Here is a 24,951-nt window from a genome sequence, read left to right as displayed (position 1 = left end):
GGCGCCACGGCGCGGGCGGCTGCGCAGAGACAGATTAGTGGGACTTGTGACATGACTCCATTCGATACGAGCCTCGTACCCAACGGCGACATCCTGATCGGCGGCGAGTGGCGGCGCGGTCGCGGCGCGCCTTACGCGAGCATCTATCCGGCCGACCAGTCGCTGAACATGGAAGTATCGACGGCGAACGCGGAAGACGCGGCCGAAGCCGTCGTGGCCGCCGACGCCGCGTGGCGCCGCGCCGACTGGGCCGGCCTCAAGCCGCACCAGCGCGCGCTGGTGCTGTACCGGATCGCCGACCTGATCATGCAGCGTCACGAGGCGCTCGCGAACCTGCAGCGCCGCGACAACGGCAAGCCGATCGGCGAGACGCGCGTGCTGGTGGCGAGCGCCGCCAACACGTTCCGCTATTTCGCGGCGTGCCTGGAAACGCTCGACGAGGAACTGACACCGTCGCGCGGCGACTACCTGACGATGAGCGTGCACGAGCCGATCGGCGTGATCGCGGCGATCACGCCGTGGAATTCGCCGATCGCATCCGACGCGCAGAAGCTCGCGCCGGCGCTCGCCGGCGGCAACGCGGTGGTGCTCAAGCCGGCCGAAGTCACGCCGCTCGTGTCGCTCGCGCTGGCCCGCATCTGCGAGGAGGCCGGCGTGCCGAAGGGCGTGCTGAGCGTGCTGCCGGGCAAGGGCTCGGTGATCGGCGACGTGCTCGTGCGCCATCCGCTCGTGAAGAAGGTGTCGTTTACCGGCGGCACCGAAGTGGGCCGCGGCATCGCGCGCATCGCCGCCGAGAAGCTGATGCCCGTGTCGCTCGAACTCGGCGGCAAGTCGCCGACGATCGTGTGCGACGACGCCGATCTCGATCACGCGGTCAACGGCGTGCTGTACGGCATCTTCAGCTCGTCGGGCGAGGCGTGCATCGCGGGTTCGCGCCTGTTCGTGCAGCGCGCGATCTACGACACGTTCATGCAACGCCTCGTCGAAGGCGCGCGCAAGCTGCGCGTGGGCGACCCGACGCGGCCCGACACGCAGATGGGCCCGCTGATCACCGCGAAGCATCGTGAATCGGTGGAGCGCTACGTCGCGCTCGGGCTGGAGGAAGGCGGCCGCCTGCTGTGCGGCGGCGAGCGGCCGTCGGGCGACGGGCGCGAGGACGGCTTCTTCTACCAGCCGACGATTCTCGAAGGTTTGCCGAACACCGCGCGCATCTGCCAGGAAGAAATCTTCGGACCGGTGCTGGTCGCGATGCCGTTCGACGACGAAGCGTCGCTGATCGCGCAGGCGAACGACAGCGTGTTCGGCCTTGCCGCCGGCATCTGGACGCGCGACTACAAGCGCGCGTGGCGCATTGCGCGCGCGCTCGAGACGGGCACCGTCTGGATCAACACGTACAAGCTGTTTTCGATCTCCACGCCGTTCTCGGGCTGGAAGGAGAGCGGGATGGGCCGCGAGAAGGGCCGTCTCGGCATCCGCGAGTACATGCAGCAGAAGAGCCTCTACTGGGGCTTGAACGACGCGCCGCTGCCGTGGGCGAACTGAGCGAAGGGGAATGACGCAATGAGCATCTTGGGTATCGAGCAGATCACGTACGGTGTCGACGACCTCGCGACGTGCCGGCGCTTTTTCGCCGACTGGGGGCTGAAGGAAGTCGCGCACGACGACACGCGCGCACGTTTCGAAACGCTGAACGGCTGCACCGTGCTGGTCGTCAAGGCCGACGATCCGTCGCTGCCGCCGGCGTTCGAGGCGGGTCCGACGCTGCGCGAGGTGACGTGGGGTGTCGCGACGAAGCAGGAACTCGACGCGCTGCGCACGAAACTGGCCGGCCAGCCCGGCTATTACGCGCACGACGACGCGGTGGGTTGCATCGATCCGAACGGCATGGCGATTCGCGTCGAAGTCACGCGCAAGCGCGAACTCGACATCACCGGCTCGCCGTCGAACGTGTGGGGCCAGACGCTGCGCGTCGACCAGCCGAGCCCGATCTATCCGCGCGCGGAACCGGTCGAGGTTGGCCACGTGGTGTTCTTCACGAACTGCCTCGACGCGCAGGAAACGTTCTATCACGAGCTGCTCGGCTTCGAGACGTCGGATCGCTATCCGGGCCGCGGCGCGTTCATGCGTTGCGCGCCGCATGGCGGCCACCACGACCTGTTCCTGCTCGCGTTGCCGAACGGCAAGCGCGGCCTGAACCACGTCGCGTTCACCGTGCGGGACATCCACGAAGTGTTCGGCGGCGGCATGCACATCGACCGCTGCGGCTGGGAAACGCAACTCGGCCCGGGCCGTCATCCGGTGTCGTCCGCGTATTTCTGGTACTTCCAGAACCCGGCTGGCGCGCTGATCGAGTACTACGCGGACGAAGACGTGCTGACGCCCGAGTGGCAGCCGCGCGAATTCGAACCTGGCCCGACCGTGTTCGCCGAATGGGCCGTCGACGGCGGCCTCGACGGCAACACGCGCCGGCAGAAGGACGCGAAGGCGCCGGAAGGCAAGTTCATGACGGAGCGCAAATCATGACCGAAGCGAACACGCAGGCGTCGACCGTGCCGAGCACGGTCGTCGTGATCGGCGGCGGCCAGGCCGCCGGCTGGGTGCTGAAGACGCTGCGCGCGGAAGGGTTCGCGGGCCGCCTCGTGATGATCGCCGACGAGCCGCACCTGCCGTACGAACGCCCGCCGCTGTCGAAAGCCGTGCTGGCCGGCGATGCCGACATCGAGACGGTGCGCGTCGTGCGTCCCGACGAATTCGACGCGCTGAACGTCGAGGCGTGGCAGCCGGAACGCGCGGCGTCGATCGACCGTGCGCGCCGCGTGGTGAAGACCGAAAGCGGGCTCGAGATCGAATACGACCGTCTCGTGATCGCGACTGGCGGCACGTCGCGTCGCTTGCCTGATGCAATCGTCAGGACGCCGAACCTGCACTACCTGCGCACGCTCGACGAAGCGGCCGCGCTCGGCGAGAAACTGCGTGCGAGCCAGCGCGTGCTCGTGATCGGCGGTGGCTGGATCGGCCTCGAAGTCGCTGCGACCGCACGCAAGCTCGGCGTCGAAGCGGTCGTCGTCGAAGGCGCTCCGCGTCTGTGCGGGCGTTCGGTGCCGCAGATCGTGTCGGACTTCCTGCTCGACCTGCATCGCGCGAACGGTGTCGACGTGCGTCTGGGCGCGGCGCTCGCATCGCTCGACGCGCAACCGGGCGACGCGTCGAAGGTGCGCGCGACGCTCGCCGACGGCACGACGATCGACGCCGATTTCGCGGTGGCCGGCATCGGCCTCGCGCTGAACGCGACGCTGGCGAGCGACGCGGGCCTGGCCGTCGACGACGGCATCGTGGTCGACGAATTCGGTGCGACCAGCGACCCGGCGATCTTCGCGTGCGGTGACGTCGCGAATCATCACAACGGCTGGCTGAAGCGGCGCGTGCGGCTCGAATCGTGGGCGAACGCGCAGAACCAGGCGATCGCGGCAGCGAAGGCCGTGCTCGGCGTGCGCGCGCCGTACGCGGAGATTCCGTGGTTCTGGTCCGATCAGTACGACGTGAACCTGCAGATCCTCGGCGATCTGCCGGCCGATGCGCAGCTCGTCGTGCGCGGCGATCTCGCCGCGCGCCGCGCGACGCTATTTTTCGTAGGCGATGGGCATGTGAGAGGTGTCATCGCCGTCAACAACGCACGCGAGCTCAAGCTCGCACGCAAGTGGATGAACCAGGGCCGGGCTGTGGATACGGAAGCCCTGGCGGACACGACCAAACCGCTTGCCTGACCGGCGAACGATCCAGGAGACCCCCCGCATGAGCACTTTCGACAACGTCGTGGCCGGCAGGGCCACGATGGAAGCTGCCGCCTCCACGCCCGGCGCGATCATCGCGCGGCTCGAGCGGCTTCCGACCAACGCGATGCAGATCCGCGCGCGCGTGCTGATCGGCACCGCCACGTTCTTCGACGGCTTCGACGTGATCACGATCGCGGCGACGCTGCCGCTGCTGATTCACAAGTGGGGGCTGTCGCCGACGCAGATCGGCATGCTGATCGCGTCCGGCGCGATCGGCCAGCTGATCGGTGCGTTCCTGTTTCCCGCGCTCGCGGAAAAGCATGGCCGCGTGAAGGCGATCGCGTGGAGTTCGGCCGTGATCGGCATCACGAGCATCGCGTGCGGTTTCGCGCCGACGTTCGAGATATTCGTGCTCCTGCGGATCTTGCAGGGGCTCGGTCTCGGCGGCGAACTGCCGGTCGCAGCCACGTACATCAACGAAATCACGCGTGCGCACGGTCGCGGCCGCTTCGTGCTGTTGTATGAAATCGTGTTTCCGATCGGTTTGCTGGTGTCGATGGCGCTGGGCGCATGGCTCGTGCCGCGGTTCGGCTGGGAGATCATGTACTTCGTCGGCGGGCTGCCGTTGATCCTCGCGCTGGTGCTCACGCATCTCGTGCCGGAATCGCCGCGCTGGCTCGCGTCGCGTGGGCGGCTCGCGGAAGCCGGGCGCGCGGTCGGTGTGTTCGAATCGTCGGTGCGCGGCGAACTGCCGCCGGTCACGCAGGTGGCCGCGTACGACGAGATGGTCCGCCAGCACCCGAAGCGCCGGATGAGCGACCTGTTCAGCGCCGCGTATCGCAAGCGCACGCTTGCGGTCGCGACGCTCTGGGCGACCTGCGGGTTCATCCAGTACGGGCTGTCCACGTGGCTGCCGACGATCTACAAGAACTTCTATCACGCGCCGTTGCAACTCGCGCTGAATCTCGCGGTGATCGGCTCGGTGATGGGCGTGCTCGGGTCGCTTGCGTCGGCGCTGCTCGTCGACAAGCTCGGACGCAAGCCGGTGATCGTGTGGTCGTTCGTGCTGTGCGCGCTGTCGTTGGCGTTCGCGGGCCTCTATCACGCATCGTCGGTGTACGTCGTCGCTGTGTTCTGCTCGCTGTCGCTGGGGCTGATGGCATCGGGCTTCATCACCGCGTACGTCTATACGCCGGAGCAGTATCCGACGAGCATCCGTGCGTCGGGCTGCGGACTCGGCAGCGCGTGGCTGAAGATCGCGTCGTTCGCGGCGCCGATGATCGTGCCGCACGCGATCATCGGCGGCAGCCTCGCGCCGGCGTTCTACCTGATCGGCATCGTGCCGCTGATCGCGGCGGTGACCGTGCACTTCGTCGGGATCGAGACGAAGGGGAAGGTGCTGGAGGCGCTCGAAGCGTAAGCGCGGCTGGCCGCAACGGCTGATGTGGAAGGCCCGGACATCGTCCGGGCCTTCTTGTTTTCCGGCGACCGCGTTCGGCGCTCGCGAGCGAGCGGCGCGGGTAGTGCGGTGCGTCCGGTGCGAACGAATGTCGCATCGGCATCGTTTCGCGGTGGACTTAGAGTCGAACGGTAGCGAACGCAACGATACCGGGAGGATGACGAACGATGGCCAAGACATTTCCGCTGCATCCTGGGCATCCGGAGCGGATCTGCTGGGGATGCGACAACTACTGCCCGACGCATGCGATGCGGTGCGGCAACGGCTCCAGCCGCACGCAGCACCCGAGCGAACTGCTCGGCGACGACTGGTATCGATACGGCGACTGGGGCATCGAAGACGCGGACGCCGGCAACGAGAACGACAACGGGAATCGCAACGACAACGAATGCGCGACCGCGGCCGGCGATGCGCGTGCCGCGCGTTGCCGTGACGCAGGCGCGGTGCGCGATCCGGCAGGCGGCTTGCCGGATGGCCCGGTCGAACGTACGCTTTGTCGACACCCCGGCCCACCAGCAGGTTATCGACCATGCAAGCCCATCCTTTGCGTCTTTCCCCCGGCGACGATCTGCGCGTATCGGTCGAGCAGGCATTGTGCCGGCTCGACGCACACGCGGCATTCGTGATCCAGGGGATCGGCAGCCTGACCGTCGCGCAGTTGCGCTTTGCCGGTGTCGACGCGCCGACCGAACTGCGCGGCGACCTCGAGATCCTGACGCTGGCCGGTTCCGTCTCGCCGGACGGCGCGCACCTTCATATGTCGGTGTCCGATGCGAACGGCCGTGTGTCGGGCGGACACGTCGCGAGCGGTTGCGTGGTGCGGACGACCGCCGAGATCCTGCTCGTGCTGTTGCCCGCATATCGTTTCTCCCGTGAACCCGATGCAGGGACCGGGTTCAACGAGCTGGTGATTCGTCCGGAGTCAGGCTGATCGTGCGCACGGTCTGGCGTAGGTGACCGATGCGGCTTACCCCGGCACGAACACCCCCATCGCCGCGATCGCCATCGCGACCGTCGCGGCCCAGCCGCCCCACGCCAGCGCGCCCGTCACGGCGAACTTGCCCATGATGCGTCGGCTGCCGGCCATCAGCATCATCACGATCATGATCGGAACCGCGGTCACGCCGTTGATGACCGCACTCCAGTAGAGCGCGCGGATCGGGTCGAAATGCATGAACGTGATCGCGACGCCGCCCACGATCGCCAAGGCGATCACCGCATAGAATTCGGGCGCGACGCCGAGCCGAAGCGCGAGGCTGTTGCGCCAGCGAAAGCTGCCCGAGGCCGCATACGCGGCCGATCCGGCGAGCACCGGCAACGCCAGCAGGCCGGTGCCGACGATCCCGAGCGCAAACAGCATGTACGCGAAGTGCCCGGCAATGGGCTCGAGCGCGCGCGCGGCATCGGCGGACGTCTTCACTTCGATGTGGTGCATGTTGAGCGTGGCCGCTGCGGTCAGCGTGATGAAGAACGCAATGACGTTCGATACGCCCATGCCGACCCAGGTATCGAAGTTGATTCGTCGCAGCTGCGCGGGTGCCTGATGCGGTGCGTGCCGCAACGCGTGCTGGTTCGGCTCCGCATGCAGTTCCTCGACCTCCTGCGACGCCTGCCAGAAAAACAGATAAGGGCTGATCGTGGTGCCGAGCACGGCGATGACCGTGGTCAGGTAGGCGGCGGTCAGCTGGATATGCGGCCACACGATCGCGCGGCCGACCTCGCCCCAATGGACGGGCACGATGAGCGCCACCGCGACATACGCGAGCAGGACCAGCGCGATCCATTTGAGCAGGCGCGCATAGCGGTCGTACGGCACGAAAATCTGCAGCACGGCCGACACGCCGCCCAGACAGACGACATAGACTTCCTGAGGGCCGTGCAGCAGAAGATTGACCGCCGCGCCCATCGCCGACAGGTCGGCCGCGATGTTGATCACGTTCGCGATCAACAGCAATGCCACTGCGCTGTAGAGCAGCCATGACGGGTAGTGCGCGCGCATGTTCGACGCGAGGCCCTTGCCCGTCACGCGGCCGATGCGCGCGCTGACCAGCTGGATCGCCGTCATCAGCGGATAGGTCAGCAGCAGCGACCAGAGCAGTTCGAATCCGAACTGCGCACCCGCCTGCGAATAGGTTCCGATGCCTGACGGATCGTCGTCGGCGGCACCGGTGACGAGGCCCGGCCCGAGGCGCCGGAGCCACGTTACCGCGCGCGGACGAGGCTGCGCGGTATCGAGGGACTCGTTGTCGTTCATGTCGGCGGCCCGTGGGAAGGGGGCAACCGAGTCGCAATCGGCGTGCCCGGGCCATGGGACGGGCGGCGCCGGTCGGCTGATGCGTGTCGAACGCCGAGCGCGGCGCAGCAGAAAACCGGCTTGGCCGAGGCGCGGGAAGCGGGGCTGCGGGAGAAAACGGACCGGGCGCTCGCGAACGAGGGCGGCCGGACCGCGGCGCGAAGGGCGCAGCAGCGGCGATACGCGTCGGCGCGGGCGACGGGGCGTGCCAGACGTGCCGCGTCGGCCGCTCGACGGTTGCATCGCGCGCCGGATTGGCGGCGTGTCGTCGGCTGTCGGCGGCACGTCAGTGCCGGCGGTGCGGAATGCAAAAGACGGAAAGCCCCGGGTGTGACCGTCTCCGGGTCAGGGGCGCGCCATGAGCGCAACCGGTCCGGCGGCGCCCGTTCGGCGTCAACGGTCAGTCATTGCAACATCCCGATTGCTGCGCCCGGTCACCAGGCAGCCGGACATGAACGCCTCGCTCTGGCTGCTGGCGGCCGCGTTGCCGAAGCCTCGGCTGAGCGCATCGTATTTCACCTGCTCGGCACCCTGCGAACACGCCATCGGGCTGGCGTCGCGGCCTTGCGCGTGCAGCAGCGCTCGATCGCCGATCAGGTAGGCCAGCAGCGCGAAAAACGCGATGTGTACCACTCGTCTCATGATTCGTCTCCTCGTTGCCGAAGCGTAACGCGGACACGTTTCGTGAAGCACTTGGGGCTTCCCCCGGTAAACGTCTGCTGAAACGGCGACATGCCTGTTGTAATTGCGTCCCGTTCTTGTGCCGCGCGAACGCGGAAGGGGCAGTGGCCGGCCGCACCGGCGCGCGATTGACGCGAGTTTGACGAATGTCAGGGTACGGGCAGGGCGAGACGGTCGCGCCGGCACTCAAAGCGATAGCATGAATGCATGTTTCAACGGAACGCGATGCGCGCAAGCGATGGGCGCAGCGGATCCGAACGCAACGGGCACGTGCCGAACATCGCTATCGAAATAGTGAGGAATCCAAATGCTTAACGTCTCTTCCGTGCTGATCAGTCTCGCGCCGATGTGGGCCATTCTGCTGATTGCGTCTTCCGCCGCGACCTATCTGGTGTTCTGGCGCAAGGTCATCAAGTAAGCGCCGCACCGTTCATCGCACTGCCGTCACCGGCACATTCGAGATCCGCACGAGCCGATCCATCACGCTGCGACGGAACATCGACAGCATCGCGTGAAACGGATCCTGCCGTGGCGCGACGACGACGATTTCGTCGCAGCCGGTCTCGGCCGCGACGGCCGCGATCGTGTCGGCCACCGGCCCGACCTTCTTCACGATGCTGTACCGGACACCGGCTTCCCGCAACACCCGCTCCGCCATCGCCAGGTCGTCGCACGCGAACTTGTCTTCGATCGACTGAAGCCTCGACAGCGGGTGAAACGCCTCGAGCCGCGTCGCCTCGAGCGGCGCCTGCACGTTGATCAGCACGATCTCGGATGCGCAGCGTTCGCGATACAGGAAGGTCGCGTGGCGAACCGCCTGCAGCGAGCGAGGCGAATGTCCGACCGGAACCAGCAGTTTGAGCATGGAAAATGCCCCGTAGTCGAGATGTTCCCAGCGTAGTGCGCCGCCGGATCGCGCGACCTAAAGAGATTGGGCGGCCGCGTAAAAATGTCGTTAACGTCCGCCGCTTCGTGTTGCGCCTATTAGAAATATAAGAAATTTTAGTTTATGCGCATAAACGTTTACACCAGTCGAACGAGTGGCAGCCCGACACGGGCCGATTTAGTCGAATCCTCAATGAATCGCGGCGGAAAATATCGGAGGTTGGCCATCCGGCGTCGCGTAGAGTAGAGCATCGACCGCGGCGCGGCCGCTTTCCAGCGCCTTTCCGGCGCCTTCCCGGCCGTTCGGGACGGACTGCCGCCACCGCGCGGCCAGCCATTCCATTCCGATTCCAGGAGACCTCGCATGCCGCACGGCGCCCCGCAGCTTCTCGCTCCCGCTTCCATCACCGTCGACCCGATCGTGCGCCTGTCGGCCGGCGAGCTCGCGTCGGCGATCCGCGGCAAGGCGGTGTCGTGCGTCGAGACGATGCGTGCCTATCTCGATCACATCGAGCGCGTGAACGGCGCGGTGAACGCGCTGATCTCGCTGCGCGATCGCGCCGTGCTGCTCGCCGAAGCCGCGGAAAAGGACGCCGCGCTGGCCCGCGGCGAGTATCACGGCTGGCTGCACGGGATGCCGCAGGCGCCGAAGGATCTCGCGATGACCAAAGGGCTGCGGACGACCTACGGCTCGCCGATTTTCCGCGAAAACGTGCCGCAGGGCGATTCGGTCGGCGTCGGTCGAATGCGTGCGGCGGGCGCGATCTTCATCGGCAAGACCAACACGCCGGAGTTCGGCCTCGGCTCGCATACGTTCAACGAAATCCACGGCGCGACACGCAATCCGTACGACCTGACGAAGAGTGCCGGCGGCAGCAGCGGCGGCACGGCGGCGGCGCTCGCCGCGCGCATGCTGCCGGTCGCGGATGGCAGTGACTTCGGCGGCTCGCTGCGCAATCCGGCCGCGTTCTGCAACATCTACGGGTTCCGTCCGTCGCAGGGCCGCGTGCCGCGCTGGCCGGGCGTCGACGTGTTCATGCAGCAGCTCGGCATCGAAGGGCCGATGGGCCGCACGGTCGGCGACGTCGCGCAACTGCTCGCGATCCAGGCCGGCTACGACCCGAACGATCCGCTGTCGCTTGCGGAGGATCCGGCCGAGTTCGCGAAGCCGCTCGACAAGGACCTGCGCGGCGAGCGCATCGCGTGGGTCGGCGACTGGAACGGTTATCTCGCGACGGAGCCGGGCGTGCTCGCGCAGTGCGAAACGGGCCTCGCGACGCTGCGCGAGATCGGCTGCGACGTCGATGCGGCGCTGCCGGCGTTCGCCCCCGAGCGCATCTGGCGCCTGTGGCTCGCGCATCGACATCTGTTGTCCGGTGGCGGGCTGCTCGCGCACTATCGCGATCCGGCACGGCGCGCGCTGCTGAAGCCCGAGGCGATCTACGAGGTCGAAGGGCTGCTCGCGATGCAGGGTGTCGAGGTGTTCGACGCGAGCGTCGAGCGCACCGCGTGGCACCAGGCGGTGCTGAGCTTCTTCGATCGCTACGACTTCATCGCGGCACCGACCGCGCAGGTGTTTCCGTTCGACGTCGAGCAGCGTTGGCCGAAGGAAATCGCGGGCCGCGCGATGGACACCTACCACCGCTGGATGGAAACGGTCGTGCCGTGGACGCTGGCCGGCTGCCCGGTGATCAGCGTGCCGGTCGGCTTCAACGACGCGGGGCTGCCGATGGGGATGCAGCTGATCGGCCGGCCGCGCGCGGACCTCGCGGTGCTGCAGCTCGCGCGTGGCTACGAGCAGGCGGCCGACTGGGTCGGCCGGCGTCTGCCCGCGTGGATGGCTGCGTGATGCGTGCCGCGGTGTCGATCGCGGATGTCCGGAACAAGCGCTATTGATGCGGAAAAGGAACGAATCCGGACGCGTGTCCGACATCGCGCGGCAATCGCGGACGAATGCGCGCGGCGAGTCGGGACGGCCGCGCAATTGCAAGCCGCTGCGGCGCGCGATTTCGTTTCGATGTGTTTCAGTCGTTGCGGCGGCGCGCGACGCGCTTCGACAATATTGGCCTCAATCATTCGGGTACGAGGCAAACAGATGAAGCATATTCGCGCGACGGGCAAGCACCTGGCATCGGCGGGCATCGCATTCGGCATCCTGCTGGGCGCCAACGGCGCCGCGCATGCGCAGCTCGACCTGCAGTCGATCGGCTCGGCGCTGCTCGGCGGCGGGCAGCAACAGGCCGCACCCGCGCAGGGCGGCGTCGCGCAGCTGATGCAGGCGTACGTCGGCGCGAACCAGCAGGTGCTGGCCGGGCAGTCGTCGCTCGCGTCGGCGATGGGGCTCACCGGCGCGGCCGGGCAGGCGCAGCAGGCCGCCAGCCTGCTCGGTGGCGGCAACGCGTTGACGCCGGCCGTGCTGTCGCAGATGGGCGGCGCGCAGCAGTCGGTGTCGCAGGCGCTTGGCCAGGCGTTCGCGAGCGGCGGCCCGACCCACGGCCCGATCGACAAGCAGGCGTTCAGCAACGGCCTCGCATCGCTCGGCCAGGGCCTCACGCAGTATTCGCAGCTGCAGTCGGGGCTTGGCAATCTCGGTTCGACCAGCGCCGCTTCGCTGCTGCAGTCGGGCCTGAATCCGCAGAACATGCAGGCCGCGTCGTATATCGCGCAAAGCGCGCCGGGCCAGTTGCAGTCGCTCGCGTCGACGCTCAGCCAGGCCGTGCAATTCGCGACGAGCCAGGGCATTTCGGTGCCGGCGGTCGCGTCGTCCGCGCTGAAGCTGCTGCCGTAACGCAGCCGCACCCCGCACCCCACGCGCCGCGGTGCCGGCGGCGCGCGGCGATCCGGGATGGCCCCGCGCAACATGGGGATATCGCACGATGCTATCGTTCTGTGTTCCCCGTTCCCGGTGCCGGTTCATGACTGACTCGTTCGACCTCCCGCGCTACTTCGCCCGCATCGGCTACGACGGCCCGGCCGAGCCGACGCTCGACGTGCTGCGCCGGCTGCATCTGCTGCACCCGCAGGCGATCCCGTTCGAAAACCTCAATCCGCTGACCGGCGCGCGTGTCGCGCTCGACCTGCCCGCGATCGTCGACAAGGTGATCGGGCGCCGCCGCGGCGGCTACTGCTTCGAACTCAACAAGCTCTTCCACACCGCGCTTACGACGATCGGTTTTCGCGTGACGCCGCTGATCGCGCGCGTGCGCTGGATGCGGCCGCCCGAGGTCGTCACCGCGCAGACGCACATGCTGCTGCGCATCGATCTCGATGGCGCGACGTGGCTCGCGGACATCGGCTTCGGCAGCGCGACGCTGACCGCGCCGCTGCGCTTCGTGCCGGGCGAGCGGCAGCTGACGCCGCACGGCGCGTTTCGCATCGTCGGCGCGCCGGTCGACGGCGAGTTCGACATGCAGTTCGAGATCCCCGACGGCTGGCAGACGACTTACCGCTTCTCGCTGAAACCGGCCGAGTGGATCGATTACGACGCCGCGAACTGGTTCACGTCGACCTATCCCGAATCGATCTTCGTGAACGACCTGATTGCGTGCCGCGTGCTGCCGGACGGCCGCGCGGCGCTGTTCAACACCGTGCTGACGTTGCGCGACGCGGCGGGCGCGGGGCGCACCGTCACCTTCGACGACGCGGCCGCGTGGGGCGCGTGCCTGCGCGACACGATCGGCATCGATACGAGCGGCTTCGATCTCGACGCGCTGTTCACCCGGATGGCAGCGCGGGTGAACCCGATGTAAGGGTGTGGCGAGCGGCGGGGCGTCGACGTCCGCCGCGCCGCCGGTTCCGGTCTCCCGATTGACATTTGCTAGATTGCTAGCATACTAGCCAACATGACCGACGACGAAGTGAAGCAATTCAACGTGTACCTGCCGCTGAGCCTGATCCGGCAGGTCAAGCATCGCGCCATCGAAACGGAGCAGTCGCTGTCCGCGCTGGTGGCCGACGCATTGCGCGCGTATCTGGCCGCTCCGCAGCCGGGGGCCGGGCCATCCACCACGGAGGAATGACATGTCATCCGAGCGAATCGAAGCCGTGTACCTGACGACGCACAACTGGGGCAAGTCCGCAAAGTTCTTCCAGGCGCTGGGCTTCACGCTGGAATTCGAAACCGATCACAACTCGGGCCAGCTGAGAAACGGCGACGGGCCGTTTCTGTTCATCGCCGAAGTGCCGGCCGGCGAGACGCCTGCCATGCAGGTCGTGCTGAAGGTGCCCGACGAGCAGGCGGTCCGGCCGCAGCCGATCGTCGACGTGGTCACTCCGTTCGAGGATACGCACTGGGGTACGCGCGACATGACCGTGCGCGATCCCGACGGCCGTGTCTGGCGCCTGCAGGCGCCGGGCACGCCGGGCGCGTGAGGCCGCGGCGATGACCGACCTCCATCGGGACGCCCCCGACAGCACCGCCGAACGCGTCGCGCTGTGGCGCGCGCTGCACGTCGAACTCGATGCGCCGCCGCACGTGCTCGCCGACGAAGTCGGCCTGCGCCTGCTCGCGCCGGCGCCCGGCTGGCATCAGCGCGGCGACATGGATCCGCGATTCACGCAGCCGTTTCGCGCATCGATCGTCGCGCGGGCGCGCTTCATCGAGGATCTCGTCGTCGAGCAGGCCGCGCGGGGCGTGAGCCAGTACGTGATCCTCGGCGCGGGCCTCGACAGCTTCGTGCAGCGCCGGCCGGAGATGGCGTCGCGCCTGACCGTCTTCGAGGTCGATCCGCCCGCGCCGCAGGCGTGGAAGCGCCGCCGGCTGACCGAGCTTGGCTTCGGCGTGCCGGACTGGCTGCGGCTCGTGCCGTTCGATTTCGAAGCGAAGCAGTCGTGGCGCGACGCGCTCGTGCGCGCTGGCTTCGATCCGGGCAAGCCGGCGGTCGTCGTGTCCACCGGCGTCAGCATGTACCTGACGCGCGACGCGAACGCGGCGGCGCTGCGCGAAGTCGCGTCGCTCGCGCCCGGTTCGACGTTCGCGATGACGTTCCTGCTGCCGCTCGAGCTTGCAGATCCGGATGTGCGTCCGGGGCTCGAAATGGCCGCGAAAGGCGCGCGCGCGAGCGGCACGCCGTTCATCAGCTTCTTCATGCCGGAGGAGATCCGCGCGCTCGCGACGGAGGCCGGCTTCGCACGGGCCGAGCACGTGTCGGCCGCGGAGCTTGCACGTCGCTACTTCGCCGACCGCAGCGACGGTCTGCGTCCGCCGGACAACGCGGAAGAGCTGCTCGTCGCGACGGTGTGATCCCGGCGCGACCCGGGCTCACCCGTCACGCGCGTTCGAGCACGGCCATCTCGCGCACGACCACGAGCAGCACCGCGAGGCTCGCGCCGCCCGATGCGCGCAGGTCGGCGAGCAGGTGCTCGTAGCGCTGCAGCGCGGCGTCGCGGCGTTCGCGCCACGCATGGACGATCGTCTCGGGCGCCGTCGAGTCGGCCGATTCCGCGAGCGCGCTGGTGGCGAGCGTGCGCTTGAGCCGCGCGACTTCCGCGAGCGCAGCCGCACGCGCCAGCATGTCCCAGTGCGTCGGGGTCGGCAGCGTGGCCGCGCGTTCGCCGATCCACCCGTAGTTCAGCAGCGTGCCGAGCGAGAAGTAGACGCCCGCGACCAGTTCGAGGCTGCGATCGCAGGTCGCGGCCACTTCGGCGATGTCGAGCAGCGCGGCGGAGATGTCGCCGCTCGCGACGCGCACCGCGAGCGCGCTGTCGACGCCGGCATCGACCAGCACGCGCTGCCGCTCGGACAGCGCTTCCAGATCGTCGGCCGGCAGCAGCGACGGCAATTGCGGCGCAATGCGCTGCACCGCGTCGCGGCAGCGCGCGATCAGTCCGGCGACGCCGCCGTTGGCCACCGCGCCCGACTGAAGCTGCCGCAGGAACCACAACGCCGCGCGTTCCAGCAGCCGCGCGACGTCGACGAACATGCGCGCCTGCACGTCGTCGGCGACGCGGTTGTCGAGTGCGTCGATGTCGCGCCATACCGCATCGAGATCGAACACGTCGCGCGCCATGATGCAGGCGCGCACGATGTCGCCAGGCTTCGCATCGGTTTCCTCCATCAGCCGGTGCACGAACGCGCAGCCGACCCGGTTGACGAGCGCGTTGGTCAAGTGCGTCGCGAGGATCTCGCGGCGCAGCGGGTGGCGATGCATCGGTTCGCTGAAGCGCTGTTGCAGCGGCTTCGGGAAATAGTCGACGAGCATCGCGGCGACGAGCGGATCCTCGGGCACGTCGGATTCGAGCAGCGCGTCGTACAGCCACATCTTGCTGTAGGCGAGGAGCACCGCGCGCTCCGGCGACGTGAGCCCCTGTTTCGCGGCCTGCCGTTCGGCGATCTCGTCGTCGGTCGGCAGGAACTCGATCACGCGGTTCAGGCGGCCCGCGCGTTCGAGCCAGCGCATCAGGCGCGCCTCGGCGTCGAGCAGATCGACGCTGTAGCGGCCCGCGATCGACAGCGCCTGCGTCTGGTAGTAGTTGTCGCGCAGCACGAGCAGCCCGACTTCGTCGGTCATTTCCGCGAGCAGGGCGTTGCGCTGCTTCTCGGTCATCTCGCCGTCGGAGACGACGAGCCCGAGCAGGATCTTGATGTTGACTTCGTGATCCGAACAATCGACGCCGGCCGAGTTGTCGATCGCGTCGGTGTTGATGCGGCCGCCGCGCTGCGCGAACTCGATGCGGCCGAACTGCGTGCAGCCGAGGTTGCCGCCTTCGCCGACGACCTTGCAGCGCAGGTCCGCGCCGTTTACCCGCACCGCGTCGTTCGCGCGATCGCCGACCTGCTGGTGGGTTTCGCGCGCGGCCTTCACGTAGGTGCCGATGCCGCCGTTGTAAAGCAGATCGACAGGCGCCTGCAGGATGGCGCGGATCAGCTCGGTCGGCGGCAGCGCGTGCGCGTCGATGCCGAGCGCGGCCTGCACGGCCGGCGACAGCGGGATCGTCTTCGCGGTGCGTGGGTAGACGCCGCCGCCCGCCGAGATGACGGATGTGTCGTAGTCGGCCCAGCTCGAGCGTTCGAGCGCGAACATCCGCTGGCGCTCCGCGAAGCTCGTCGCCGGATCGGGGTTCGGGTCGAGGAACACGTGCCGGTGATCGAACGCCGCGACGAGCCGGATATGCGGCGACAGCAGCATCCCGTTGCCGAACACGTCGCCCGACATGTCGCCGACGCCGACCACGGTGAAGTCGGTCGTCTGCGTGTCGATGCCCATCTCGCGGAAGTGCCGCTTGACCGATTCCCATGCGCCGCGCGCGGTGATCGCCATCTTCTTGTGGTCGTAGCCGACGGAGCCGCCGGACGCGAATGCATCGTCGAGCCAGAATCCGTATTCGTGAGAGATCGCGTTCGCGTAGTCGGAGAACGTGGCCGTGCCCTTGTCGGCCGCGACGACGAGATACGGATCGTCGGGGTCGTGCCGCACCACGTCGGGCGGCGGCACGATTGCGTTGCCGGCGAGATTGTCGGTCAGGTCGAGCAGGCCGCGCAGGAAGGTCTGGTAGCACGCGACGCCCTCGCGCATCCACGCTTCGCGATCGCTCGGCGGCGGCGGGTTCTTCACGACGAAGCCGCCTTTCGAGCCGACCGGCACGATCACGACGTTCTTCACCATCTGCGCCTTCATCAGCCCGAGCACCTCGGTGCGGAAGTCCTCGCGACGGTCGGACCAGCGCAGCCCGCCGCGCGCGACGCGCCCGCCGCGCAGGTGCACGCCCTCGACGCGCGGCGAGTACACCCAGATCTCGAACATCGGCTTCGGCTCGGGCAGGCCGGGCACTTTCGCCGGATTGAACTTGAACGACAGGTACGGCTTCGATTCGCCGTTCGCGTCGTGCAGGAAATAGTTGGTGCGCACGGTCGCGTTGATCACGCCGAGGAACTGGCGCAGGATCCGGTCCTCGTCGAGGTTCGGCACCTGGTCGAGCGCCGTCTCGATCGCCTTCAGCAGGTGTTCGACCTGCACGTCGCGCGTGCCGCCGGTGGCCGGGTCGAAGCGCAGCAGGAACAGCTCGACCAGTTGCCGCGCGATCGCCGGGTTGCCGGTCAGCGCGCGCTCGATATAGGCATCGCTGAACGTCGAGCCGACCTGCCGCAGGTATTTCGCATACGCGCGCAGGATCGTGACCTCGCGTGCGCTCAGGTGCGCGCGCAACACGAGACGGTTGAAGTCGTCGTTCTCGATCCGGCCGGTCCAGATCCGGTCGAACGCGTCCTCGAACAGGCCCTTCACGCGCTCGATGTCGAATTCGGTATCGTCCGCGAGTTCGAGGCCGAAGTCATGCACCCACGCGGGCGCGGCATCCTGCGTCTGGATCCGGTACGGCCGCTCCTCGTCGACGCGCACGCCGAGATGCTCGAGCATCGGCAGGCTGCGCGACAGCGCGATCGGGTCGCCCGCGCGGTACACCTTGAAGCGGAATGCGCGCGCCTCGGCCTCGATCGGGCGGTACAGGTTCATCGCGAGCTGGCCCGACTCCTTCACGCGCTCGATCAACTCGATGTCGCGCACGGCCGTGCGCGCCGGGTAGTCGTCGCGATAGCCGGCCGGGAACGAGTCCGCATAGCGCTGCAGCAGGCGGTTGCCTTGTTCTTCTCCGAAGGCGTCGAGCAGCGCGTCCGCGAGATCGTCCTGCCAGCGGCGCGTGACCTGCACGAGCCGCGTTTCGAGCTCGCGCGTGTCGACGTCGGGCATCGTGCCCGGTTCCGCATGGACGACGAAATGAATTCGCGCGATCGCCGATTCCGACAGCAGCGGCGTGAACTCGACGGTCACGCCGTTGTACGCGTCGACGAGCAGCTTCGCGATGCGGCGGCGCAGGTCGGTGTTGTACTTGTCGCGCGGCACGAACGCGAGGCACGACACGAAGCGGTCGAAGCGGTCGCGCCGCACGAACAGGCGCGTGCGCTGGTGTTCCTGCAGGCGCAGGATGCCGAGCGCGATGTCGTAGAGCTGATCCTCGTCGGCCTGGAACAGTTCGTCGCGCGGATAGGTTTCGAGCACCGTCACCAGCGACTTGCCGAGATGTCCCTTCGGCAGGAAGCCCGCACGCTTCACGATGTTCGCGCATTTGCGGCGCACGATCGGGATTTCGGTGTACGAACCGAAATACGACGTCGACGTGTACAACCCGATGAAGCGGCGTTCGCCGCTCACCTTGCCGTCGGCGCCGACCAGTTTGACGCCGACGTAGTCGAGATAGCCGGGCCGGTGCACGGTCGCGCGCGAGTTCGCCTTGGTCAGGAAGATGGGCCAGGGGCCGGTGACGATCTCGGCGGCGGCCGGCGGCAGCGGCGTCACGTCGGGCGCGCCGGGCGTGCGCAGCGATTCGCGCAGCAGGCCGAAGCCGGAGCCTTCCACGCCGCGCAGGCCGAAGCCCGTGCCGTCGGACACGAGCGCGTAGTCGCGCTGGCCGAGGAACGTGAAGTGATCGGCGGCCATCCACTCGAGGAACGCGCGCGCCTCGATGTCTTCCGCGGTGGATTCGCGGGCCTTCATGTCCTTGATCGTCGCGCGCGCGATGTCGACGATCTTCGGCCAGTCCTCGACCGACGCGCGCACATCGCCGAGCACGCGCGCGATGTCGTCGCGCAGCGTGTCGAGCAGCGCGGCGTCGCCGCAGCGGTCGACTTCGAAGTGAATGAACGACGCGAGTTGCGAATGGCCGTCGCCGGGCGTCGCGCCACCGGCGTCGACACGCTCGATCCCGCCGTTGCCGGCGCGCCAGATGCGGAACACCGGGTGCAGCGCGGAGTGCAGCGCGAGCCCGAGGCGATTGACGGCCATCGTCACCGAATCGACCAGGAACGGCATGTCGTCGTTGACGATCTCGATCACCGTATGGTCCGAGTGCCAGCCGTGCTGTTCGAGGATCGGGTTGTAGACGCGCAGCCGCTCGCTGCCGGGCACGAATTTCTGGGCGGTCTGCCAGTGCGCCATCGCGGCGCCGTAGAGGTCGGCGATGCCGCGATTCTGCAGATCATCGGCGTCGACGAAATCGTAGTAATGACGCAGGAACGGTTCGACGATCCGGAACGTGGCTTCGGGCAGCCGCCCGCGCGCGAATTCGACGACATCGGAGAGCAGGTGTGCGACGACTTCCTCGTTCTTCGCTTCCATGGCGGTCTCCCGGGTGGCCACTGGCTGCTGCGTGTGTTCGGCATTATGCGCCGATTGATGTGCCGGTTGCGTGACGGAGCGATGTGCGGACGCACAACGCGGAGCAGGGAAGGGAGGCCGCATGCAACGCCTGGCGCCGGCGTCGTATGGGCGGTCGGGCCAGGTGCGGTGGCGCCTGTCGTCGATCACGCGGTCTCCCTGACGCACCGCATCGTGCGCCCGGATGTCCCCGCAATCTCACCGCGATTCGAACGCACGTCGCCGGGCAGGTTGCACCGGCGCCGAAGTTGCCGGAATCAGCGCTCGTCGCTCCACAGCTTGCCGGCCGTCGCCCAGTTTTCCTTCTTCACGTCGGCGAGGATGATGTCGACCGAGCCCGGGTCGCAACCGAGCGTCTCGCACGTGACGCGCGTGATCGCTTCGACGAACGCGCGCTTCTGCTCGACGGTGCGGCCTTCGAACAACTGGATATTGAAAGTCGGCATGACTGAATGCTCCGATGGTTGGGGTGAACGATTCGTAGAGAGCGTGGCGATGGTATCGGTTCAGTCGCGATACGACGGATCGATTCGGTCGAGGCGGCGCAGCAGCGCCGGCCATTCCAGTTCACCCTCGATCGCGCCGCCGTCGCGCAACTGCTCGGCCGTGCGGTCGGCGACGGCCGGCTCGGGCAGCACGAGCGGCCCGCCGCCGGCCTGCGCGCGTATCTGGATGTCGCAGGCCTTGATCAGCGTATCCATCAATACATACGCCTCGGCAACGGTCCGGCCGACCGTCAGCGTACCGTGGTTGCGCAGCAGCATCGCGGATTTCGCGCCGAGGCTGGCGGTGAGCCGCGCACCTTCGGCCGGCGAGAACGCGAGCGCCTCGTAGTCGTGATACGCGAGATCGCCGTGAAACCGCAGCGCGTGCTGCGACGCGGGCAGCAGCCCGTCGCGCTGGATCGACACGGCGATGCCCGCCGTATTGTGCAGATGCATCACGCAGACGGCATCCGGCCGCGCGGCATGCACGGCCGCGTGGAGCGCGAAGCCCGTCACGTTGACCGCGTGTTCTCCGTCGCCGATCCGGTTGCCGGCCAGGTCGATCTTCACGAGATTCGATGCGCGAACCTCGTCGAACGTGAGGCCGAACGGGTTGATCAGGAAATGCCCGGGTTCGTCCGGCACCGTCGCGGACAGGTGCGTGTAGATCAGGTCGTCCCAGCCGTTCAGCGCGACGAGGCGATAGGCGGCGGCGAGATGGACGCGCAACCGGCGCTCGGCGTCCGAGATCGGGCCGCCGGGCTTCACGGTGTCAGGACGGTGTGCGAATGACGACATCGGGTTCTCCGAGGGTGAAGCGGCGCGCGACGATCACCGTGACCCACGACGCGAGTGCGAATGGGGCCGTGAACGCGGGGACGCCCGCGCGCGTCGCGAGCCACTGGATCAGCGCGGCGAGTGCGGCGGCCGCGAACGCCGCGCGCGGGCCGCGCGACATCAGCGCGAGCGCGGCGAGCGCGCCGTTGAAGCCGAGCAGGCCATCCGCGAACGACGCACCGTTCGCGCCGGACGCGACCAGCAGCACGGTCGACACGATCGCGCCGCCGAGCGCGAATGCGGCCGCGCGGCGCGACGCGACGGCGAGGCCGGCGACGATCAGCATGCCTGCCCATGGGCCTTGCGCGAAGGTGGTCTGTGCAATGCCCGAAAGCAGCGCGTCGGCGATGGAAGGCAACGTAAGGGGGGCACCTGCCGCCGCGTTGCTCGCATGCTGCGGTGCGACAAACGGTAGCCACAGCGCGGTGATGACGAGGCACGGGCTCGAATACGGGCACTGGCGCCAGCGGGCGAGCAGCACGCGCATCGCGCGCTGCACGAGTGCCGCGCCGATCGAGACCACCGGCACCAGCGCGATGGCGGCGAGCGAAGAAGGTGCGAACAGCACGGCGATCAGCGCGGCGAGCGCGCCGTTGAAGCCGTGCAGCCCTTGTTCGACGTCGCGGCGCTCGGCGCCCGTGAGCACGGCGGTCATGCTGGCGGCGGCCGAGCCGACCAGTGCGGCGGACGCGAGCCGCAAGTCGGTCAGTGCCAGCGCGGCGAGCAGCAGCGCGCCGCTGACTGCATTCGCCTGCAGGACGATCTGCCCGATGCCGCGCAGCAGCGTATGCAGGTCGATCGTCGGCGAGGCAGGGCGGGCGGTAGGCATGGCGGCGGTAAGGCAGGACGAGCCGCGAGCATAGGACACAATCCCGTGCACCGGAATAGGGAATTCTGGATAGTCAGGATTTGTGGCGGATGCCCCAAATTGGGGAATGCCCGGGGGACTGCGCATTGGCGTTTTCGGGCGAATTGTTGGCTTCGGTCGCGAATTCGGGCAATGGCCGGTACCTTTGACCCAAGTACGCGTGGTGGTTCACGTCTTCGATCGGGGATTCGTGCGACGATGTCCAGCATCGGACCAACCGGGAGGCGAAGGAATGCGCGCGGTGCGTTGGGCGTCGCTCGAGGGCGACGGCGTCGAACATCTGACGTTCGACCGGAGTGGCGGCGGCATCGTCGTCGAAAGCGCGGTGGTCGGCCAGCGGTACGGCCGCGCATACGGGCTCGCGTATCGCGTCGAGTGCGATCCGCACTGGCGCGTGACGTACGCGGTGCTCAAGGTGATGGGCGGCGGCACGCTGGCGTTGCACGGCGATGGCGCCGGGCACTGGCGCGACGGTTCAGGGCGTGTGCTGCCGGAACTGGACGGTTGCGTCGACATCGACATCGCGGCGACGCCGTTCACGAATTCGCTGCCGATCGGCCGCCTCGGTCTCGCGCGCGGCGAGCGGCGGCCGATCGACGTCGCATACATCTCGACGCCGGACTTGGAGGTGACGCCGGTCAAGCAGGCGTACACGTGCATCGAGCCCGGCCGGCGCTACCGCTACGAAGGCATTTTCCGGAATTTCACGGCGGAAATGGACATAGACGCCGACGGGCTCGTGATCGACTACGAAACGTTGTTCAAGCGCCTGCCGGCATTGCGCTGAACCGCCGCTCGCGTTGCCGCCGCGACGGCCGGCCTTTCATGCGCCGCCGCGAACCGGTCGATCCGCGCCGCGATCAGCTCCGGGTTGCGCGTGACGATCCAGTGCGCGCCGTCGATTTCCTCGCGCACGTGCTCGCCGAGCCAGCGATCGAGATCGACCGACATCTCGGGCGTCACGTAGCGGTCGCGCATCGGCACGAGGATCTGCACCGGCGCCTGCGCGTACCGCTCGCGCGGCTTTCTCGCCCGCGCGAGGAAGTTCGCGCGGTAGAGCTGCAACCCGTTCAGCGCATTCTTCAACTGCGCGGGGTCGCGTTCTGGCCGCACGCGCTCGGTCAGCTGCAGCCAGCGCGGCCACAGCGCGGCGCCGCCGAGGCGCCAGACCAGCGACGGCACGACCGGCAGATGGAAGAACGCGATGTACCACGACTTCAGGCTCTGCCTGAGCCGCATCTTCGCGCGGAACACGTGGTCGAGGCACGGGCCGGAGATCGACGTATAGGACGCGATCCGGCCGCGGAACGCGGGGTCCGTCACGGCCTCCCAGCACTGGATCGACCCCCAGTCGTGGCCGACCAGATGGAACGGCCGGTTGCCGCAGGTCGCGTCGGCCACCGCCTTCAAGTCCTCCGCGAGCCGCGCAAGGGCGTAGTCCGCGCGGCGGCGCGGCGCATCGGATGCGCCGGCGCCGCGCACGTCGTACGCGATCACGCGATAGCGCTTCGCGAGCCGCGCGCGGATCGGCGCCCACACGGCCGCCGAATCGGGATAACCGTGCACGAGGATCAGCGGCGGCGCGCGCCGCAGGCCGCTGACGTAGACGGCGAGTTTCACGTCGCCGGAGCGGACGGTCAGCATCTCGTGTGCGCGCGCCACGACGTCATGCCTGCGGAACCGGATGCAGCGGCACGCGGCGCGGGGCGGCCTGCGCGGCATGGCGCGCGTTGGTCGCGTCGATGTTCGCGAGCAGCGTGTCGAGCTCCTGCAGGTACTGATGGTTGTCGTGGTCCCACGGATGGAAGCCCGGGCGGAAGTAGTCGAGCCATTCGCGGGCGATGCTCGGGAACACGCCGTGCCTCGGGCTGTACAGATACTTCACGAGGCGCCACATGCCGCCGAACCTGCCGTGTTCGCGACGGTGCGCACGCATCAGGCGAACGTGGAAGTCGAACACGATCGCCCAGAACAATACCGTCGTCGTCAGCATCGTGCCCGTGCGCAGCAGGTAGCTGCCGAGGCCCGGCTTCATCACGGCGTTCCATACGTCGTACGACACCGCCTTGTGCTCGGTTTCCTCCATCGCGTGCCACATCCACATCTGCTGATAGCCTTCGACCGATCCGTCGATCCGGTGTTCGTGGCCCGACAGCAGCTGGTTCGCGAGGATCGCCGTGTAGTGCTCGAGCGCGATCGTGATCGCGAGCTGCATCGAATGCGGCAGCGTCTTCTTGAAGAAGCCGAGGATCGTCCACAGCCGCTTGTCGAGCTTGTGCGCGGGCAGGCCGGACGACTGCAGCAGGTCGTTGTACTCGATGTGCTCGCGCGTGTGCATCGCTTCCTGGCCGATGAAGCCGAGCACCTGCTTCTTCAGCTCCGGATCCTCGATGCGGTCGCGGTAGTTGCGCACCGAATCCATGAAGAAGCGCTCGCCGGCCGGGAACAGCAGCGACAGCGCGTTCATGAAGTGCGTGACGGGCACGCCCTGGACGTGCCAGTCCTTCGCGCGTTCGGGCGGCAGCGCGAAACGGATGTCGCGCCGCACCGGCATCATGTTCGGGGTCTTCATGATTGTTCTCCTCCCTGATTGCCTGCATTGTTGTAGGTGGCGTGAAGCGGCGTGGCCGCCGGCGCGCCGTAGCGCGCGGCCGCGCGGCGGGCCTTCGCGGCCTCGCGGCGCGTCGCGAGCACGACGAGCGCCTGGTACGCGGCCGGCAGGATGCGTGCCATCCAGTCCGCGCCCTTCGCGTCGCGGCCGATCAGCACGCGGCGCTTGTTCTTGCGCACGCCGGCGAGGATCGTGCGCGCGGCGTCGTCGGCGGTCGTGATGAAGAACTTCTCGAAGCTGTCCTTGCCCTGCTGCTCGCTCTCGACGATGAAGCCGACCATGTTCTTCGCGACGCGGCTCGATTGCGCGATGTTGGTGCGGATGCCGCCCGGATGCACGCAGGTGGCCGACACGCCGCACTTCATCATGTCGAGTTCCTGCCGCAGCGATTCAGTGAAGCCGCGCACCGCGAACTTGGTCGCGTTGTAGCCGCTCATCCCCGGCTGCGCGAAGATCCCGAAGATGCTCGACGTGTTGATCACGTGACCGTCGCCCGATGCTTTCAGGTGCGGCAGGAACGCCTTCGTGCCGTGCACGACGCCCCAGAAGTTGATGTTCACGATCCACTCGAGATCGCCGTATTCCATGCCTTCGATCGTGCTCGACAGCGCGACGCCCGCGTTGTTGAAGATCAGGTTGACCTTGCCGTGTTCCTTCGCGGTGTCGTCCGCCCACGCGAACATCGCGTCGCGGTCGCCGACGTCGAGCACGCGCGTCGACACGCGCACGTTCGGCGCGATCGTACGGACGATCCGCTCGGTTTCGGCGAGGCCGACGCCGTTCTTGTCGGCGAGCGACACGTGGCAGCCGGCCTGCGCGAGCTGCACGGCGAGCGAGCGGCCCATGCCCGAGCCTGCGCCCGTGATCGCGGCGACCTTGTTGGCGAAATCTGTCATGTCGGTGGCTCCTTG

The 24,951-nt window shown here is 67.9% G+C and carries 23 protein-coding genes and 1 pseudogene; 13 read left to right on the top strand and 11 right to left on the bottom strand.

Translation table 11 applies throughout. The features are described from left to right. The first annotated feature begins 51 nt into the window (after window positions 1–51). The 6 genes and pseudogenes from LGM71_RS07605 (at window position 52) to LGM71_RS07580 (ending at window position 6,163) form a co-directional block, all read left to right on the top strand. Window positions 52–1,542: an aldehyde dehydrogenase gene (locus tag LGM71_RS07605; RefSeq protein ID WP_124628982.1), complete on the top strand. Its 1,491-nt coding sequence runs from the start codon at window positions 52–54 to the stop codon at window positions 1,540–1,542. A gap of 18 nt (window positions 1,543–1,560) precedes the next feature. Further along, a complete protein-coding gene (locus LGM71_RS07600; RefSeq protein WP_059608463.1) occupies window positions 1,561–2,523 on the top strand; it encodes a VOC family protein in 963 nt (320 codons plus the stop codon). Continuing rightward, complete coding sequence (locus LGM71_RS07595; RefSeq protein ID WP_226114519.1) at window positions 2,520–3,764, top strand: NAD(P)/FAD-dependent oxidoreductase; 1,245 nt, start codon at window positions 2,520–2,522, stop codon at window positions 3,762–3,764. The genes LGM71_RS07600 and LGM71_RS07595 overlap by 4 nt, the downstream gene beginning before the upstream one ends. 28 nt (window positions 3,765–3,792) lie before the next feature. Continuing rightward, window positions 3,793–5,193, top strand: a complete 1,401-nt coding sequence (locus tag LGM71_RS07590) for an MFS transporter (protein ID WP_226114518.1) — start codon at window positions 3,793–3,795, stop codon at window positions 5,191–5,193. Between the two features lie 206 nt (window positions 5,194–5,399). Next, window positions 5,400–5,582, top strand: a pseudogene (locus LGM71_RS07585) (DUF3079 domain-containing protein); the annotation flags it as partial. A 179-nt stretch (window positions 5,583–5,761) separates the two neighbouring features. Then, complete coding sequence (locus LGM71_RS07580) at window positions 5,762–6,163, top strand: PPC domain-containing DNA-binding protein (protein WP_226114517.1); 402 nt, start codon at window positions 5,762–5,764, stop codon at window positions 6,161–6,163. Between the two features lie 36 nt (window positions 6,164–6,199). Here the strand turns inward: LGM71_RS07580 and LGM71_RS07575 are convergent, their stop codons facing one another. The 4 genes from LGM71_RS07575 to LGM71_RS07560 all read right to left on the bottom strand — a co-directional run bounded on the left by LGM71_RS07575 (window position 6,200) and on the right by LGM71_RS07560 (window position 9,434). Further along, window positions 6,200–7,486, bottom strand: a complete 1,287-nt coding sequence (locus tag LGM71_RS07575) for an NRAMP family divalent metal transporter (protein ID WP_226114516.1) — start codon at window positions 7,484–7,486, stop codon at window positions 6,200–6,202. Window positions 7,487–7,918: 432 nt separating this feature from the next. Then, a complete protein-coding gene (locus LGM71_RS07570) occupies window positions 7,919–8,167 on the bottom strand; it encodes a hypothetical protein (protein WP_059608455.1) in 249 nt (82 codons plus the stop codon). A gap of 469 nt (window positions 8,168–8,636) precedes the next feature. Next, entirely contained in the window at window positions 8,637–9,071 is a 435-nt protein-coding gene (locus LGM71_RS07565; RefSeq protein WP_059608454.1) for a universal stress protein, read from the bottom strand. Window positions 9,072–9,281: 210 nt separating this feature from the next. Next, window positions 9,282–9,434, bottom strand: a complete 153-nt coding sequence (locus LGM71_RS07560) for a hypothetical protein (protein WP_226114515.1) — start codon at window positions 9,432–9,434, stop codon at window positions 9,282–9,284. 21 nt (window positions 9,435–9,455) lie between these two features. Here LGM71_RS07560 and LGM71_RS07555 point away from each other — a divergent pair, with 21 nt between their 5' ends. The 6 genes from LGM71_RS07555 to LGM71_RS07530 all read left to right on the top strand — a co-directional run bounded on the left by LGM71_RS07555 (window position 9,456) and on the right by LGM71_RS07530 (window position 14,333). Continuing rightward, window positions 9,456–10,940: an amidase gene (locus tag LGM71_RS07555; RefSeq protein WP_226114514.1), complete on the top strand. Its 1,485-nt coding sequence runs from the start codon at window positions 9,456–9,458 to the stop codon at window positions 10,938–10,940. A 246-nt stretch (window positions 10,941–11,186) separates the two neighbouring features. Next, entirely contained in the window at window positions 11,187–11,879 is a 693-nt protein-coding gene (locus tag LGM71_RS07550) for a hypothetical protein (protein WP_059608452.1), read from the top strand. A gap of 127 nt (window positions 11,880–12,006) precedes the next feature. Next, complete coding sequence (locus LGM71_RS07545) at window positions 12,007–12,840, top strand: arylamine N-acetyltransferase family protein (RefSeq protein ID WP_226114513.1); 834 nt, start codon at window positions 12,007–12,009, stop codon at window positions 12,838–12,840. A gap of 93 nt (window positions 12,841–12,933) precedes the next feature. After that, a complete protein-coding gene (locus LGM71_RS07540) occupies window positions 12,934–13,110 on the top strand; it encodes a ribbon-helix-helix domain-containing protein (RefSeq protein ID WP_226114512.1) in 177 nt (58 codons plus the stop codon). 1 nt (window position 13,111) lies between these two features. After that, complete coding sequence (locus LGM71_RS07535) at window positions 13,112–13,462, top strand: VOC family protein (RefSeq protein ID WP_124904887.1); 351 nt, start codon at window positions 13,112–13,114, stop codon at window positions 13,460–13,462. 10 nt (window positions 13,463–13,472) lie between these two features. Next, window positions 13,473–14,333, top strand: coding sequence for a class I SAM-dependent methyltransferase (locus LGM71_RS07530; protein ID WP_226114511.1), 861 nt, complete (start codon window positions 13,473–13,475; stop codon window positions 14,331–14,333). 25 nt (window positions 14,334–14,358) lie between these two features. Here the strand turns inward: LGM71_RS07530 and LGM71_RS07525 are convergent, their stop codons facing one another. The 4 genes from LGM71_RS07525 to LGM71_RS07510 form a co-directional block, all read right to left on the bottom strand. Then, window positions 14,359–19,200: an NAD-glutamate dehydrogenase gene (locus tag LGM71_RS07525; protein WP_226114510.1), complete on the bottom strand. Its 4,842-nt coding sequence runs from the start codon at window positions 19,198–19,200 to the stop codon at window positions 14,359–14,361. A 296-nt stretch (window positions 19,201–19,496) separates the two neighbouring features. After that, on the bottom strand, window positions 19,497–19,685 hold the full coding sequence (locus tag LGM71_RS07520; protein ID WP_014898956.1) for a 4-oxalocrotonate tautomerase: 189 nt from the start codon (window positions 19,683–19,685) through the stop codon (window positions 19,497–19,499). Between the two features lie 60 nt (window positions 19,686–19,745). Beyond that, entirely contained in the window at window positions 19,746–20,522 is a 777-nt protein-coding gene (locus LGM71_RS07515) for a class II aldolase/adducin family protein (RefSeq protein ID WP_226114509.1), read from the bottom strand. Then, the gene (locus LGM71_RS07510; protein WP_226114508.1) at window positions 20,497–21,390 is read right to left on the bottom strand and encodes an urea transporter; all 894 of its coding nucleotides are present in this window, start codon (window positions 21,388–21,390) and stop codon (window positions 20,497–20,499) included. The genes LGM71_RS07515 and LGM71_RS07510 overlap by 26 nt, the downstream gene beginning before the upstream one ends. Before the next feature lie 271 nt (window positions 21,391–21,661). On the opposite strand from LGM71_RS07510, the gene LGM71_RS07505 reads away from it, so the two are divergent. After that, window positions 21,662–22,216, top strand: coding sequence for a putative glycolipid-binding domain-containing protein (locus LGM71_RS07505; RefSeq protein WP_124629023.1), 555 nt, complete (start codon window positions 21,662–21,664; stop codon window positions 22,214–22,216). On the opposite strand, the gene LGM71_RS07500 is transcribed toward LGM71_RS07505, so the two are convergent. From LGM71_RS07500 to LGM71_RS07490, 3 genes are read right to left on the bottom strand one after another with little or no spacing between them, the layout of a single operon-like run. Further along, window positions 22,177–23,091: an alpha/beta fold hydrolase gene (locus tag LGM71_RS07500; RefSeq protein WP_226114507.1), complete on the bottom strand. Its 915-nt coding sequence runs from the start codon at window positions 23,089–23,091 to the stop codon at window positions 22,177–22,179. The two genes, LGM71_RS07505 and LGM71_RS07500, sit on opposite strands and share 40 nt — an antisense overlap. 4 nt (window positions 23,092–23,095) lie before the next feature. Then, window positions 23,096–24,001, bottom strand: coding sequence for a metal-dependent hydrolase (locus LGM71_RS07495; protein ID WP_124629027.1), 906 nt, complete (start codon window positions 23,999–24,001; stop codon window positions 23,096–23,098). Next, complete coding sequence (locus LGM71_RS07490; RefSeq protein WP_226114506.1) at window positions 23,998–24,936, bottom strand: SDR family NAD(P)-dependent oxidoreductase; 939 nt, start codon at window positions 24,934–24,936, stop codon at window positions 23,998–24,000. The genes LGM71_RS07495 and LGM71_RS07490 overlap by 4 nt, the downstream gene beginning before the upstream one ends. Window positions 24,937–24,951: the final 15 nt, after the last annotated feature.

Source organism: Burkholderia sp. AU33545, assembly GCF_020419685.1.
GTDB lineage: Bacteria > Pseudomonadota > Gammaproteobacteria > Burkholderiales > Burkholderiaceae > Burkholderia > Burkholderia diffusa.
This window is presented reverse-complemented; position numbering and strand designations above follow the sequence as displayed.

What these genes read in the sequence shown, in the direction of transcription:
- LGM71_RS07605 (WP_124628982.1), top strand. Translation starts at nt 52, where the DNA reads ATGACTCCATTCGATACGAGCCTCGTACCCAACGGCGACATCCTGATC.
- LGM71_RS07600 (WP_059608463.1), top strand. Translation starts at nt 1,561, where the DNA reads ATGAGCATCTTGGGTATCGAGCAGATCACGTACGGTGTCGACGACCTC.
- LGM71_RS07595 (WP_226114519.1), top strand. Translation starts at nt 2,520, where the DNA reads ATGACCGAAGCGAACACGCAGGCGTCGACCGTGCCGAGCACGGTCGTC.
- LGM71_RS07590 (WP_226114518.1), top strand. Translation starts at nt 3,793, where the DNA reads ATGAGCACTTTCGACAACGTCGTGGCCGGCAGGGCCACGATGGAAGCT.
- LGM71_RS07580 (WP_226114517.1), top strand. Translation starts at nt 5,762, where the DNA reads ATGCAAGCCCATCCTTTGCGTCTTTCCCCCGGCGACGATCTGCGCGTA.
- LGM71_RS07575 (WP_226114516.1), bottom strand. Translation starts at nt 7,486, where the DNA reads ATGAACGACAACGAGTCCCTCGATACCGCGCAGCCTCGTCCGCGCGCG.
- LGM71_RS07570 (WP_059608455.1), bottom strand. Translation starts at nt 8,167, where the DNA reads ATGAGACGAGTGGTACACATCGCGTTTTTCGCGCTGCTGGCCTACCTG.
- LGM71_RS07565 (WP_059608454.1), bottom strand. Translation starts at nt 9,071, where the DNA reads ATGCTCAAACTGCTGGTTCCGGTCGGACATTCGCCTCGCTCGCTGCAG.
- LGM71_RS07560 (WP_226114515.1), bottom strand. Translation starts at nt 9,434, where the DNA reads ATGGAATGGCTGGCCGCGCGGTGGCGGCAGTCCGTCCCGAACGGCCGG.
- LGM71_RS07555 (WP_226114514.1), top strand. Translation starts at nt 9,456, where the DNA reads ATGCCGCACGGCGCCCCGCAGCTTCTCGCTCCCGCTTCCATCACCGTC.
- LGM71_RS07550 (WP_059608452.1), top strand. Translation starts at nt 11,187, where the DNA reads ATGAAGCATATTCGCGCGACGGGCAAGCACCTGGCATCGGCGGGCATC.
- LGM71_RS07545 (WP_226114513.1), top strand. Translation starts at nt 12,007, where the DNA reads ATGACTGACTCGTTCGACCTCCCGCGCTACTTCGCCCGCATCGGCTAC.
- LGM71_RS07540 (WP_226114512.1), top strand. Translation starts at nt 12,934, where the DNA reads ATGACCGACGACGAAGTGAAGCAATTCAACGTGTACCTGCCGCTGAGC.
- LGM71_RS07535 (WP_124904887.1), top strand. Translation starts at nt 13,112, where the DNA reads ATGTCATCCGAGCGAATCGAAGCCGTGTACCTGACGACGCACAACTGG.
- LGM71_RS07530 (WP_226114511.1), top strand. Translation starts at nt 13,473, where the DNA reads ATGACCGACCTCCATCGGGACGCCCCCGACAGCACCGCCGAACGCGTC.
- LGM71_RS07525 (WP_226114510.1), bottom strand. Translation starts at nt 19,200, where the DNA reads ATGGAAGCGAAGAACGAGGAAGTCGTCGCACACCTGCTCTCCGATGTC.
- LGM71_RS07520 (WP_014898956.1), bottom strand. Translation starts at nt 19,685, where the DNA reads ATGCCGACTTTCAATATCCAGTTGTTCGAAGGCCGCACCGTCGAGCAG.
- LGM71_RS07515 (WP_226114509.1), bottom strand. Translation starts at nt 20,522, where the DNA reads ATGTCGTCATTCGCACACCGTCCTGACACCGTGAAGCCCGGCGGCCCG.
- LGM71_RS07510 (WP_226114508.1), bottom strand. Translation starts at nt 21,390, where the DNA reads ATGCCTACCGCCCGCCCTGCCTCGCCGACGATCGACCTGCATACGCTG.
- LGM71_RS07505 (WP_124629023.1), top strand. Translation starts at nt 21,662, where the DNA reads ATGCGCGCGGTGCGTTGGGCGTCGCTCGAGGGCGACGGCGTCGAACAT.
- LGM71_RS07495 (WP_124629027.1), bottom strand. Translation starts at nt 24,001, where the DNA reads ATGAAGACCCCGAACATGATGCCGGTGCGGCGCGACATCCGTTTCGCG.
- LGM71_RS07490 (WP_226114506.1), bottom strand. Translation starts at nt 24,936, where the DNA reads ATGACAGATTTCGCCAACAAGGTCGCCGCGATCACGGGCGCAGGCTCG.